This is a genomic window from Agrobacterium sp. RAC06 (assembly GCF_001713475.1).
Taxonomy (GTDB): domain Bacteria; phylum Pseudomonadota; class Alphaproteobacteria; order Rhizobiales; family Rhizobiaceae; genus Allorhizobium.
In genome coordinates this window covers 14447-26937 of record NZ_CP016500.1, presented here as the reverse complement: position 1 = coordinate 26937, position 12491 = coordinate 14447, and the positions used below count along the sequence as shown (strand labels likewise).

At 56.7% G+C, this 12491-nt stretch carries 10 protein-coding genes and 3 pseudogenes; 3 read left to right on the top strand and 10 right to left on the bottom strand.

The features are described 5' to 3' along the window. The first annotated feature begins 83 nt into the window (after positions 1 to 83). Positions 84 to 977, top strand: coding sequence for a LysR family transcriptional regulator (locus BSY240_RS22150; RefSeq protein WP_069044111.1), 894 nt, complete (start codon positions 84 to 86; stop codon positions 975 to 977). A 307-nt stretch (positions 978 to 1284) separates the two neighbouring features. Here the strand turns inward: BSY240_RS22150 and BSY240_RS22145 are convergent, their stop codons facing one another. After that, positions 1285 to 2466 carry a Fic family protein gene (locus tag BSY240_RS22145; protein WP_069044110.1) on the bottom strand — a complete coding sequence of 394 codons (1182 nt, stop codon included), beginning with the start codon at positions 2464 to 2466 and terminating at the stop codon, positions 1285 to 1287. A gap of 348 nt (positions 2467 to 2814) precedes the next feature. Here BSY240_RS22145 and BSY240_RS24240 point away from each other — a divergent pair. Next, positions 2815 to 4154: pseudogene (locus BSY240_RS24240) on the top strand (hypothetical protein); the annotation flags it as partial. Positions 4155 to 4324: 170 nt separating this feature from the next. Here BSY240_RS24240 and BSY240_RS22130 read toward each other — a convergent pair. From BSY240_RS22130 to BSY240_RS22100, 9 genes and pseudogenes are all read right to left on the bottom strand, one after another. Beyond that, positions 4325 to 5419 carry a nucleotidyltransferase family protein gene (locus BSY240_RS22130; RefSeq protein WP_069044353.1) on the bottom strand — a complete coding sequence of 365 codons (1095 nt, stop codon included), beginning with the start codon at positions 5417 to 5419 and terminating at the stop codon, positions 4325 to 4327. Positions 5420 to 5669: 250 nt separating this feature from the next. Next, positions 5670 to 6168: pseudogene (locus BSY240_RS22125) on the bottom strand (DUF1403 family protein); the annotation flags it as partial. Positions 6169 to 6183: 15 nt separating this feature from the next. Beyond that, the gene (locus tag BSY240_RS24510; RefSeq protein WP_257785436.1) at positions 6184 to 6315 is read right to left on the bottom strand and encodes a hypothetical protein; all 132 of its coding nucleotides are present in this window, start codon (positions 6313 to 6315) and stop codon (positions 6184 to 6186) included. 467 nt (positions 6316 to 6782) lie between these two features. Next, positions 6783 to 8015, bottom strand: a complete 1233-nt coding sequence (locus BSY240_RS22120; protein WP_069044108.1) for a type II toxin-antitoxin system HipA family toxin — start codon at positions 8013 to 8015, stop codon at positions 6783 to 6785. Continuing rightward, positions 8015 to 8392 (bottom strand): helix-turn-helix domain-containing protein, encoded by a 378-nt coding sequence (locus BSY240_RS22115; RefSeq protein ID WP_069044107.1) that lies wholly within the window; start codon positions 8390 to 8392, stop codon positions 8015 to 8017. Before BSY240_RS22115 ends, BSY240_RS22120 begins: the two co-directional genes overlap by 1 nt. A gap of 275 nt (positions 8393 to 8667) precedes the next feature. Beyond that, a pseudogene (locus BSY240_RS22110) lies at positions 8668 to 9000 on the bottom strand (amidohydrolase family protein); the annotation flags it as partial. 26 nt (positions 9001 to 9026) lie between these two features. Beyond that, positions 9027 to 9863 (bottom strand): hypothetical protein, encoded by an 837-nt coding sequence (locus BSY240_RS22105; protein WP_150127572.1) that lies wholly within the window; start codon positions 9861 to 9863, stop codon positions 9027 to 9029. Positions 9864 to 10020: 157 nt separating this feature from the next. Further along, a complete protein-coding gene (locus tag BSY240_RS23805; protein WP_236759415.1) occupies positions 10021 to 10263 on the bottom strand; it encodes an ArsR/SmtB family transcription factor in 243 nt (80 codons plus the stop codon). 352 nt (positions 10264 to 10615) lie between these two features. Next, complete coding sequence (locus BSY240_RS22100) at positions 10616 to 11248, bottom strand: class I SAM-dependent methyltransferase (RefSeq protein ID WP_069044104.1); 633 nt, start codon at positions 11246 to 11248, stop codon at positions 10616 to 10618. A 91-nt stretch (positions 11249 to 11339) separates the two neighbouring features. Here BSY240_RS22100 and BSY240_RS22095 point away from each other — a divergent pair, with 91 nt between their 5' ends. Next, entirely contained in the window at positions 11340 to 12266 is a 927-nt protein-coding gene (locus BSY240_RS22095) for a LysR family transcriptional regulator (protein WP_069044352.1), read from the top strand. Positions 12267 to 12491: the final 225 nt, after the last annotated feature.

Below are 12491 nucleotides of genomic sequence, written 5' to 3'. Positions count from 1 at the left end.
GCTGAACACCACCCTATTGGCTTCCACAAAATTGCAGTAGATAGAGTTCTCGATAGCCAACCTCTCAAGTTCCGGAAGGAAGCATGGATCGTATCGACGCAATGCGTGTCTTTATCAAAGTCGTCGAAACAGGCAGTCTGTCGGCTGCAGCCAGAGCTCTCCACTCGCCGTTGCCAACCGTCAGCCGTAAGATTTCCGATCTTGAGAAGCTGCTTGGTGTGGCACTGCTGACGAGAACGAACCGCAACGTTGCGCTGACGGATGCTGGGCGGGAGTATTTAAGCGCAGCTCGAGATATTGTGGATCGCGTCGAACAGGCTGAGCGGGAGGCTTCAGGGGAATATCTTACCCCAAAAGGCGATCTGAACATCACCGCTCCGATCGTCTTTGGCCGACTGCACGTGCTCCCCGTGGCCATCGATTTTCTGAAGGCCTTTCCCGAGATCAATTTGAGATTGACCCTCAACGATCGGAACAACAATTTGGCAGAGGATCATATCGACGCCGCTTTGCGTATCGGTGAGCTCGCGGATTCCAGCTTGATGGCGCTCCGTCTCGGACTGGTGCGATACACCGTCTACGCCAGCCCAGAGTATCTGACCAAACATCCCGCACCCATCAGGCCGGGCGACCTCAAGGCCCATCAATGCATTGCATTCGAAGGCGTGCGATCATCGAATGCGTGGCTGTTCCGGGATGGGAAGAAGAGCCTTTCCGTAGAAATCAATCGCCGCTTGTCGGTCAATACCGCCGAGGCCGCGGTTGACGCAGCGGTTTCTGGTCTGGGGCTGACACGGGTCATGTCCTATCAAGCCAAAAACATGGTTGAGCAGGGACTTCTAGAGCCTGTCCTGGAACAGTTTGAGCTTCCGGCGTCACCTGTGCAGTTGCTGTACCTGCCAAACCCCATTCTGCCGCTCAAGCTCCGAGCCTTCTTAGATTTCGCCGCGCCCAGGCTGCGCGCAGCGCTTAGATAACGCCGGCAAGGCATGTTTGTGACACCATATCCCCATGGACCTCACCGCCCCATACCTCATGCCATCAAGAAGCAGCATGACCATCTGTTCATCATGCGCGACTGCACTCTATCCCGATAATCCCGCATTCGCTGAGACCGTCGCCAAGCGGACATCCGGAACGGCACCGCATGGGGCATCGAGACGAAGTCGCCACGACTCGCTCCACCTCCAAGCACCATTCCGAGTCTCGATTCCTTGGGATGGGACACTTAGCTTCTTAAGCCCACGCTCCTGAGCGGAATCGAACGGTCGGCCCATTTATTTCTTAGGAACTGAGGGGCAAGGGATCGGTACCTTCACTCAGAATTGCGAGATATCGCTGATAGCTGAAAACGCGGCCGCGTTTGCGGCCGGTTACCTCATTAACGATGCCCAAACGCTCAAGATCAGCAAGTGCGGCATTGACCGTTGGCGCGGAGAGACCCGTGATCTGAACAATCTGGTTCGCTGTGTGAAAAGGATTCTGCTGGAAAAGCTCGTGAATACGAAGGGCCGACCCTGCTCTATCGCTCTCCATCGTGATCCGCTCCCGATCTTCCTTAAAGAGATCGACGATCTGGGTCGCAGCCTCAAACGCTCGATTGGCAGTGTCGGCAACGCCGGCTAGGAAAAAGTCCAGCCAAGCTTCCCAGTTTCCCTGGTCGCGAACCTCCTGCAATAACCGGTAATATTCTCTCCTATGGGACTTTAGAAAAAGGCTGAGGTAGAGCAGCGGCTTTCGCAGAACCCCGTTCATGCAAAGATATAGGGTTACAAGCAGGCGGCCGATACGCCCATTACCATCGAGAAATGGATGGATCGTTTCGAACTGCACATGCAGTAGGCCAGCCTTGATGAGTGCCGGCAAGCGCGATTGATCCTCATGCATGAAGCGCTCGAACGCATCCAAACAAGCGGCCATCTCAGTGACGGGTGGCGGTACGAAGAGTGCGTTACCGGGGCGCGTTCCGCCAATCCAATTTTGCGAGCGGCGGAACTCTCCTGGATCCTTCGTGCCTCCTCGCCCACTCTGCAGGAGCCTAGCATGCATCTCGCGGATGAGACGCAACGACATGGGCAGCGTTTCCAGCCGCTCCAAACCATACATCATGGCGTCAACATAGTTGGAGACTTCGCGGATATCATCAACCGGCTGCCCCGCCTGAGCTTCGGTCTCAAACCGCAAGAGATCGGAAAGCGTCGACTGTGTGCCTTCAATCTGCGAGGAAAGAACGGCTTCCTTTCTCACATACATATACAAAAACAACTCCTGTCGCGGCAGGAGCATTGTGATGCCATCCAGGCGTCCTAGCGCCCGCTCTGCTAGGCTGAGACGCTCAAGCAAAGAAAGCACATCGATCGCCGGCTCGGGTGGCAATGCTGGGGGCACGAACGCCCGCACTGTTTCACTGGCGGCGACCGTCTCGACGAAACGACCCAGGCGGTTTTTGGATTGGGAATCAGACATAACCAAATATCAGTCGCGTCCGTTATTTAAGCAAGACGCATTTCATTTAATTAACTGACAAGCCAAGATAAGCGCGCTTAATTAACGCATCGACATTGCACTTCTGAACTTTGATCGGGGCAACATCGGCGCTCAATATGATGAACACGCGCCACAAGAGCTTCTCATGCCTAGATTTCTGCGGCAGCGCTGCGGCGAGCCCCTGTGAGGATTGAGGTTCGCAAAACCTCCTGTGGGCTGTTTGCTCGAAACGCCTGATGATCGGCTTCAACCGTCCCAACGCTTTCCATGCGCGAGGCTTCTAGCTGGCTGCGAGATGAAAACGAAAAAGGGCCTACGACCGAGGCGCTGGAGGATCCAGATCTGCTCTCCGGTGTCGTCGATGCGCCCCCTCGGCTTGCGATGGAGATGGCAGACCTCATCCGCTTCAAGACGTCGACACTGACCGCGATAGGCTACCGCAGGAATGGCGTCTGGAATGAGGAGACAGCCAGCCAGAAGATCGAACATCTCGGCCTGATGTTTGGGGCACTTGCGGCATCCCCGAACGGGGTTGTCAAAGGTCGAGGCGTGCCGCTCAGCCAACTCACCTTCGGTCTCCTGATCTTCCCTGGCGTGTGGGACTGGTATTTGCAATGGCGCGAGCGCCGTCGCGGCTTCTTCACGAAATGGGAGGAAGACATGCTGATGGTGGCCATGGCCCTCACTCGCGCTGAAGTCGACTGGATCCGCCAACATCCCGAACTGTTGCGCAACGTGAAGCCGATCGAAGGACTGATCACGACAGACGAGATTGCGGCTGCTCGTCGAGATTGGCACGGTGCATGCGAGGACTTCCATCGCCATACAGCCAATCGATCAAAAGAAATCCAGCGGGTGATGCGGGTCCACCGCGATCCGTTCGAGCCTATCATGTGCGTGCTCGAGGCAGATAGCCCGCTCGCTGAATATCGCAAGATCACCGAGGAGATCTTTAAGCGAACGCCCGATGAGCACCGTTACCCGAGAGTAGCCGCCGAGGCCGTCCGTTCGTTCCTGATGCTAAGGCTTGGCTTACATCTCGGCCTCAGGCAGAAAAACCTTCGGCAATTGCTGGTCTGCCCGCGCGGACAATTCCCGACGGCAGAACGCCGGCTCGAAGACATGAAGCGCGGCGAACTGCGTTGGAACGAACGGGAGCGTGGGTGGGAGGTCTTCATCCCGTCCAACGCCTTCAAGAACTCGGGCTCATCTTTTTTTGGGCAGAAGCCTTTTCGTCTGGTGCTGCCGGATCTTCTTGATCTCTACACCTATCTCAATGCCTATATCGAGCGGCATCGGAAGGTGCTGCTGGGGCGAGCGCCCGATCCGGACACGCTTTTCGTCAAAACTGTCAAAACGCCCAGTATCGATGCGGCGTATAATCAGACAACATTCTACGAGGCCTGGCGGTTGGCGATCCAGCGCTACGACATATAGAATCCATATACCGGCCGCGGCGCGATTAAGGGTCTGCTACCGCATGGCCCCCACAATGTCCGAGACGTGCTCGCCACACACATCCTAAAGCAGACAGGATCCTATGAGCAGGCAAGTATGCCATCCAGGACACGCCTGACGTCGTGCAGCAGCACTACGGACGCTTTCTGCCGCAGGACAAAGCAGCATTGGCGGCGCGGATCCTCAATCAGGTATGGGAGGCAGCGTAGTGTGGCGGATGCGTCGCTCATCCCATTGCAGGCATATGCGCAAAATGTCCGCGTCCGTCTAAGGCACGGCCTATCGCCTCCGCCTTGAACAGAATCGCACTCTCGGCACCCTATTTGTCTGAGCCACTTCCAACGAGATCAGCAGCTTGGCATTCAATTTCAAGTACGGTCTATTCGCCAAAAGGAAGTTCAATTTCTTCGCGGTTTTTCTTTGCGCCGTCGATTAGGACCATTTTGAACCGGTCTGCATCTGGTGCCGGCAGCATCCCCGCCCCAATTCGGATAGCGTCTTGCCACGCAGGGCCGCGCTCCCATGCTTCGTTGTAGACGAGGGCCAAATCGGCGGAGCGCCTTGTCTGCTGCAGCGCCTCAAAAAGCAGCGCAGCCTGGCGAATGTCCTTCTCGCGCTTCGCTGGCCCTTGCCCGTCAGTGTGCCGACGGCTGGCGACGATGAGCTTATGGACGGCATACCGAGCCGGATCAGGGACAACGACTGGGATGCCGCTTCGGTGGAGCAGGATTGTCCTTACCGGTTCCCTGATGAGAAAGTCCAGAAAGCGTAGTGGATCCGCGCTGGCACCGCCAAGAGCAGGCATCTTCGCCGGCTGATCTACGTAGTCGCCCGAGCCACGGTTCGATGTCAGGAATTCAACTCTGTAGCCGTCGGCATTCTGAAACGCTGACGAGGCCCCTGATCCCGATCTATGTGGAACGGGCCGGAAACTGGCGTCGACGTCCTGCAGCAACTCCACGATCGGAGGCAGACTATCTTCAACTTCTCGACTGATGGCATAATCCTGAGCGATGTCCGCATCGCCGGTCAGTATGGCAGCCATTGGAAGGCGCACGCCCAGCAGCCCTGAATAGCATTGAAAGGCCACCGTGCCGATGAGAACGCCACGGAGTCGAAAGAGCCCCCCATCGGCAAGAGCTTCGACAATGTCGCCCGACATGGCGTCGGGGGAAATCATCCCACCTTCGCGCGTCAGGGTATTTACCAACCGCCTGCGAGCGCGTAGGTCGTCCTTGTCCCGCTTATGGTCAGATACGCGTTGTGCTATATCCGGATCTTCAGCAGGACCAACATATCGACGTTTGGTACCACCGTGTCCATCCGGGATGTCGAAATACCAATACTTGCGCCCCTTGATGTTCGCGGGGGTGAATCGCCCCTCTGGAGGGAAATCAGCCGTCCAAGCGGCGTCGAGCGAGCGCTGACCTAGCTCGGCGAGCATAGTCTGGTACATGAGGTCGACGGATTTCATAAGCTCGACTCCGGCGTTATACTGTTTTTCAAAAACAGTATAACGCTCGAAAGGATCGGTCGCAATACGGGACGCGAGTTCTACTCCTTGAAGGGATAAGAACCGACGACCCACCATAACTTCGGATCCAAGCCGGCAGATAAGCGAACCAGATCATGCATCTGGTTCACTTGGAATGTCCGGAAGGGGCCAAAAGCCGAATGGCAGCTTTTGGACTATTGATTTCCATTGAGAGCTGACCCGGCCGTAACTATAGCTCGTGGATTCGGAACGACGATCGGCCGGCCAGTTCGCGCACGGCGTCAAATCCTTCGAGCCGCTCAAACAGGCGCGTCGCCGCCCAGCGGGACAGATGGCTGCCCCGAGCCGTTGCCGGCACGGCGTCCTCGAGCAGCCTTCGAATGACGAGACCGGCGTCCTTTGTCCGGACTTTCGGCGCTGCGGCGAAAAGCGCGCCCGCGCACCGGATGATCTCGTTCGCCGAGCGCAGGGCGCTGCCCGCCCTTCCGACCACGGCCAGGCAGACGGCGCGCGGAAAAGCGGGTTCACCCGGCCGCAACCCGTCCCCTGCCACTGAGCGTCCGGAACGCCGGGCCATTGCGCTCGGCCATCAGCAACGGCATGGGAAACGGCCATTTCAGCATTGTCGCGACGAGCATGTCGGCCAGTGCCCAAGCGAGCGGCTCGGCGTCCGGGCGGTCATGGTAGATTGCGCAAACGAGGTCCGCCGCGGCAAACGGTACGGTACGCCATAGCCGAGCCCGTTATGACGCAAAGGCCTTGTGATCCGCCCGGCCGTGTTCCCGGCATTCCACGGCTTTAGCCAGGTCAGATCCCCCTTTTTTCAGATCGGCAATGATCTTGTCTGTCACTTGGGCGTAAACATCGTTTCTCATGTCCCTTTTCCTTTGATCGGGTTGCGCATGCAACCGATCTGCCCCTCTGGCGAAGAGCGGGGGGAGCCCGTCCAGACCCAAAGGCGTCCGGGGTGGTGCGGGCGCAAGGCGCGAGCCTGAGCCACGGCCCGGACGGCTTTGCCCGAAGGGTTCAAGGTCTTGACGGGTGATGGGGCGCCAGCCCCCTTCTCATGAAGAGTATGTATGTGAAGCCATCGTCGCAGTTCTTTTGAAGCGAGGAGACGTCGCGGCTCGCATTGACATCCAAAGGCTTTGCCTCGGGACGAACGGACGTTTCGAGCTGCTGCATCTGATCACCCGGAAGCTAAGCCCGCGCTCAGATGATGATCCGTTCCTGAGGAGGGCGTGGCGCCACGCCTGTCGTTGCGCAATCAATCCAACATCTGGTGGCTCTGCACAAAATGTCAGATATGACCTATAAATAATCATAAAACGTCGAATATGACTTATAACTGTAACGCGATGACCGTCTCATCGCTGTGAAACGCTGGCTCATACTCACGAGCCAGCGCGCCAGAAACACCGACGCTCCGGAACGCGTCTCGCCATTCGTCCGAGATGCCCCGAGCGATGGTGCGGATCATATCGCGCGCCTCCGCCTCCGGGATTTCGAAAAACGCGCAGGCTTCCAGGGCAAGTTTGATCGACCGGTCATGGGGGCCACCCTCGAGGATCGCCGTCTCGAGATGCGCGTTTCGGTCCGGCGCCGGGTTCACGTCAAATACCGGCGACAAGCGCCACCGGCCCGCCCCCGCATAGAGGAAGCCGTGATTTTTCAGGTGATCGTCCTTGTTGGAGACGAGGATGGTGAAGACAAGTCGGCGGTAGAGCTCGCGGAAATCGGCCACGGGATCGGGTGAATGAGACCGCATGAAATCGACGATCTCGGTATAGGAGCCGAGTTCCGAGCCCGTCTTGCCGAGCGCAGTGCGGGCGGAGATGTAGGGTATCCGTGTCGCTCCACGCCGATCAAAGCGCTGGATGAGGGCTACTGGAAACGGGCTATCCGCCAACTCCAGCCGCGCCTCGGGAGCGCGGATACCGCAGGCCGCCGCCAGGCGAAGGGTCGCGACCTCTACCCGCTCGATCGGATGCTGATCATGGACGGAGGTAAACTTCGCCAGCCACAGCGCATCGCCGTCGCTGATATTGGCCTTGGGGCGAGCGCCACCGGAGCCGCCGGCCCCGGCCAGCGCCTGCATGTCCTCAGGGCTGATATCCTTTCCCTGCTCATAGGCCCGGGCGATCGCTGTGATGGTTTCGAGGTTGATAAGACGCGGGACGGGCTGAATTGCCTTACCCCGAATGACCTCGCCCTTGTCGTCCAGAAAGCGCAACGCCCCTTGTCGGCAGGCATCGTCCGAAAGGGTAAGATATTCGAATTCATTCAATCCATTGCCATAGGCGCGTTCCAGCAGCCTGCGCCCCCAACTGTCGGGGGCTGCATCAGCGAACACACCTGCCAACGCGTCACGCATGTTGCCGGGCTGGCCCGAGGTATGAAACGGGCCCGCCTCCAGTGAAAAATCTGGCTGAATGGCGAAACCGCGAGGACTGTCGATCCAGGAAGCAGAATAGGTGAATGTTGAAAACTGCCGCGGCCCGACATGCGTGAACCGCAATTGGCCGGCGGGCGTCAGGCTTTCGCCAAGAGCCACATTGGCGACGAAGTCTGCCATCAGAACGAAACCCCGTCGGGGTCCACGATATCCTGGTGCTCCTGTGCAGTCTCGGATTGAGCCTTCTGCTTCCGGAGTGTCGCCGCAAAAGATCGCCCCCGACGTGGCCCCTGTTCCGTCGATAGTGCCAGGCCAAGATCATCCTTGCGGACATCGATGAGGTCGGCAAGGCGTTCCAGAAGGCCAAGGACAAGCAGCACATCGGCAAGTGTCCCGATGGCGACGCCGGGATCGCCCCGTTCAAGGCGGGCAATGGAGCTTGGCGATGTTCCGGCACGCATGGCGAGATCGGCGATGGCTATGCGCCGCCGCAACCGCGCGTGTCGGACATCCTGTCCCAGCCGTTCAAGGGCTGGCTTCACTTTGGGAGAGCCCATCTCTGTCTTCCAAATCTGAATTAGTAAAATGGATAAATTGTCATATATGACTGATTATGACTCTCGTCAACAGGTCTGCCTGGGTGCACGTCCTGGTCGTGCGAACCGTGTTGCGAGCGCCGCCATTCTTCAGAACATATTTCAAGCGATGAACGCGCGAGGCAATTCATCTGGAATCGGAAGATTACATTCAAGCCATTGCCACGGCTCAGCGGAGATCAGCAGCCTCCGCGCTAGGCGGTCCATCTCAACAAACAGAATGAGGCCGGTCCCGTTCAGACCTTCGGCACATAATCAAGACCCGGGTCAATGCGAGCTGGACGTCCCGCCAGAAGCAGCTCGCCGATACGTGGCGCGCTGCGCGCGATGACTTTGCCGCCCTTGACGACGCAGAGCCGGGTTGGCTTCAACCTGAGCGCCTCGATCACGTCGGCCGCCTGCAGGATCACGAGGTCGGCCTTGCACCCGACCTCAAGACCATAACCTTCGAGCCCCATTATTCTCGCCGAATTGACGGTCAATGCGTCGAAGATCTGCTTCTTGTCCTCGATGCCACCCATCTGCGCCAAATGGATCGCCATGTGACCGACTTCGAGCATGTCGGCTGACTGCAGCTTCTGCGGGATGAGTGAGTTCAGCGCTTGCGGATACATTTGCGAAGAGCGTTACTGGCTTTTTTGCCATCCTTCCAGCTCATCCGAAACACTTCTTTCCCATCAATAGCGATGACGAACCTTTGCTCGTTCCGCATCCCGGAAAGGGCCGCTGGCATGCTCGGAACGGCAAAAATCAATGTTCCCACGCCTGGCATTTCTGAACTCGCCGGCATGTTGTAAATGCGAACCGTTGCAGGACGCCCGTCGTCTTGCGTGAGTGAAGCAGAAATTTCTCTGAACGCTTTTGGACGTGGAATATCCTTGCCGACAAACATCAGTAGGCCGCCATCCCAGCTCTTGTCGGCGCCCGTGAGCGTGACGGAGCCGTGGAGATTAACATAAGTTGCCGCACAAAACTCTCCAGGTTGGGCTTCAGCTCGGGCCTGATAATGATCCCAGTAACCTTGCCAATAGCGCATAAACACGGGGTCTTTGCGCAGCCTTTCTACGGTTTCGTCATCTTGTCGCCTCTGTTCAAGCTGGGCCTCCTGTTCCGGTGTTAAAGTATAATCCCGAGACAGTTGGTAGGACGGTCCGTCATCGATGCCTGCACTAATCCTTCGCTGAACGTCGGCGTAAAACGCTTGTGCAGAACTCTCACTGGCCATCTCGTTAAACGACTGTGCCTGTAAGGAAGTTGCAAATTGTAGGGGTAGGAGTGCACTCACAACAGCAATAGACGACTGTATTATCGAATGGGATATCAATAGTTTGCTTAGCCGCATGATATGAGCCTTTACTTCAGCAATCCCTGAACGACGTTTTGTTACTGTGTATATCTGCAACGACGGATATTTTGCGGAATTGGTTGTCACGTAAAACACCAAGGACAACGATGCTTCTCATATCGAGTCAAAAGACGCGATTATTCATCTACAAAACAGCGCTCATGAACTAGCAAATCCGGCACCCCAATGCGCTAGTTGCTTGTAATATTCTTTAACCTTGATGCGAAACTCAGTAAATTCGCAACTAACGAATTATTCCAAATTCAGAAAGCAAAAGAATCATAGTTTCATCGCTGCAGTGAGAATATAATGCCTGTCTGTCTTTACGTGCACAGACCACCCCTGCTTCCCGCATCTTGCCCAAATGCTGGGAAATAGCCGATTGGCCCATTTTCATATCAGCCGCAAGTTCGCCCACGGACCACTCCCGCTCGATGAGCCGAAGAAGAACGCCGAGCCGTACAGTGTTCGATAAGACCGTGAACACGATGGTGGCGTTTTTCCAGCAAGGGGCCGGAATTGCTCTGGCGGCTCTGTGGCGCAAGGCCCCTCGATACGATCTTCAATGCAATGCCTCCAGTTGCTATTCTTATTTACGCTTTATGGGATGACGCCGAGCTGGCGGTCAGAAAAGACGCACTTCCTACTGGTCGTCCTCATCCGTCTGTTGGTCAGTTCGGCGGCCATATGCTGGTCCTGCCATCTTTCTCAAAGAACAGCCTTTGGTCGGTCTGTAGGCAGCAGCAGTACCAATTCGTCGCGAGGCCCGACGGGACATTATCGGGCCTCGCTTCTTGTCGGCTCCCCACTGGGCGTGGATGCCTGAAGCAGATTGGGCACTAGCCCAGGCGGCGAGCGACAATGAAATGACGCGGGGGTCGGCGCGGAAAATCACCGACCTCGATGAGCTGAAAACCTTGGGCCCGTATACGTGCCTGAAGGGTTCTTCGTGTGAGGAACAGAACTTGGGGGGCCTTCCCCATACGCGCCATCATCGCCACGACAGGCTTCAGAAGGAGAAAACTGGAATCTGCCAGACAAGGCGTCTTAGAGATGAAGAACCCTCCCGGTCGGACGCGTCCTGCAACTGCGGCAAGCGCCTCATCCAGATCCCGCACTAGATGCAGAACATTAAAGGCGGTAACCACATCAAATGTGCCGACAGGCAGATGCTCGCGGGATATTGGCGCGACTTCAAAGGTGACATTTTGTGGCGCATCGGGAACCTCGAGCTTCTGCCGGGCAATCCGGATCATGGCCTCCGATACATCACAGGCTGCTATTCGTCTTGCTGACCGTGCCAGAAGCAAGGCACTCGTTCCTGTTCCGCAGCCAACCTCCAGAACACGGGAACCTGCGTTCAAAAAGCTGCGAGTCCGCTCCAACGTATACTCAAAGGATCTCATATCCTTGATTGGGTCGCGGGCATACTTTTCCGCGATCTGATCCCAAAACGCTGCATCTGCGGTCATCCGTCTCTCCAATGGTGGGCTGGAGTTCAATTAGCTTCATGCGATAGTTTTGGGAATTGCGCTTTAACGTTGAAGTGATATGCATATTTGCATGAATTGGAACAAACTGACTTTTGACTGGAACCAGGCACGCGCGCTCGTAGCTGTTGCCGACCTAGGCTCGCTCTCAGCGGCGGGAAATGCGCTGTGTTTGACGCAGCCGACCATCGGACGTCAAATCGCTGCACTGGAGGCGGCGCTCGGGATTGTGCTGGTCGAGCGTCGCGGCAGAACACTTGTGCTGACGGACACGGGGCGCCAAATCGCAGATGCAGCCAGATCCATGGCTGAGGCAGGGATGCGACTCAGTTTGGTCGCCTCTGGCCAAGCAAATGGCGTATCAGGTCCGGTCAGCATTTCTGCCACCGACATGTTTGCTCACTACCTGCTACCAGAAATCCTGCGCCATTTGCACTCGATTGCACCGGGGCTTGAGATCGAAGTGATAGCCTCGAACGAGATCAGCGACATCAGGACACGTGAAGCGGATATCGCAATCCGTCATGTGCGCCCCGTTGACGGAGAATTGATAGGGCGGCTACTACGACAAACAAGCGCCCATCTTTACGCGGCTCGTAGCTATCTAGATGCCTATGGACGCCCTTTGAATTTAGGTGACCTCGCTGGTCAGCGCTTTGTTGCCTACGGAAACAAAGGCGACATGGTCCGACACCTGCAAAAGCTCGGTATAGACGTCAAAGAAGCCAATATGTGCTTCAACTCGTCAAATGGAACCGTCGCATGGGAAGCTGTTCGCAAAGGATTTGGATACGGGTTCATGGCCATCGACTTCATTCCATTCGCCCCTGAGGTAGAGGCGGTCTTGCCTGAATCCATCTGTGTCGAATTTCCGATATGGCTCGTAACGCACCGCGAACTCCACAGCAGTACCAGGATCCGTCTCGTGTTCGATGTACTGACTAAAGCGTTGTCTGTTTTGCCATCAGGGCGAGTGGGGCAACTGGTGGGCAAAGCCTGATCAGTGTCATCCGAGCATATCCATCGGCAAAATGGCTACTGATAGCGCCACTGCCACGACCTATTTGCTCTCGTCAACTCGACTGCCCGGTGCCGATACCGTTCCCGGATATGTGAACGAGGGGAGTGCGTCGCAAAACTCCATCGCAAGGTGCAGACTTTTGCGAGGGACTTGCGCGATAGAGATTGTTCTCAAAGGTCAACCGATCCGCTTCGCTTCACAGTG

What these genes read in the sequence shown, in the direction of transcription:
- BSY240_RS22150 (WP_069044111.1), top strand. Translation starts at nt 84, where the DNA reads ATGGATCGTATCGACGCAATGCGTGTCTTTATCAAAGTCGTCGAAACA.
- BSY240_RS22145 (WP_069044110.1), bottom strand. Translation starts at nt 2,466, where the DNA reads ATGTCTGATTCCCAATCCAAAAACCGCCTGGGTCGTTTCGTCGAGACG.
- BSY240_RS22130 (WP_069044353.1), bottom strand. Translation starts at nt 5,419, where the DNA reads ATGAAATCCGTCGACCTCATGTACCAGACTATGCTCGCCGAGCTAGGT.
- BSY240_RS24510 (WP_257785436.1), bottom strand. Translation starts at nt 6,315, where the DNA reads ATGAGAAACGATGTTTACGCCCAAGTGACAGACAAGATCATTGCCGAT.
- BSY240_RS22120 (WP_069044108.1), bottom strand. Translation starts at nt 8,015, where the DNA reads ATGGCAGACTTCGTCGCCAATGTGGCTCTTGGCGAAAGCCTGACGCCC.
- BSY240_RS22115 (WP_069044107.1), bottom strand. Translation starts at nt 8,392, where the DNA reads ATGGGCTCTCCCAAAGTGAAGCCAGCCCTTGAACGGCTGGGACAGGAT.
- BSY240_RS22100 (WP_069044104.1), bottom strand. Translation starts at nt 11,248, where the DNA reads ATGACCGCAGATGCAGCGTTTTGGGATCAGATCGCGGAAAAGTATGCC.
- BSY240_RS22095 (WP_069044352.1), top strand. Translation starts at nt 11,340, where the DNA reads ATGAATTGGAACAAACTGACTTTTGACTGGAACCAGGCACGCGCGCTC.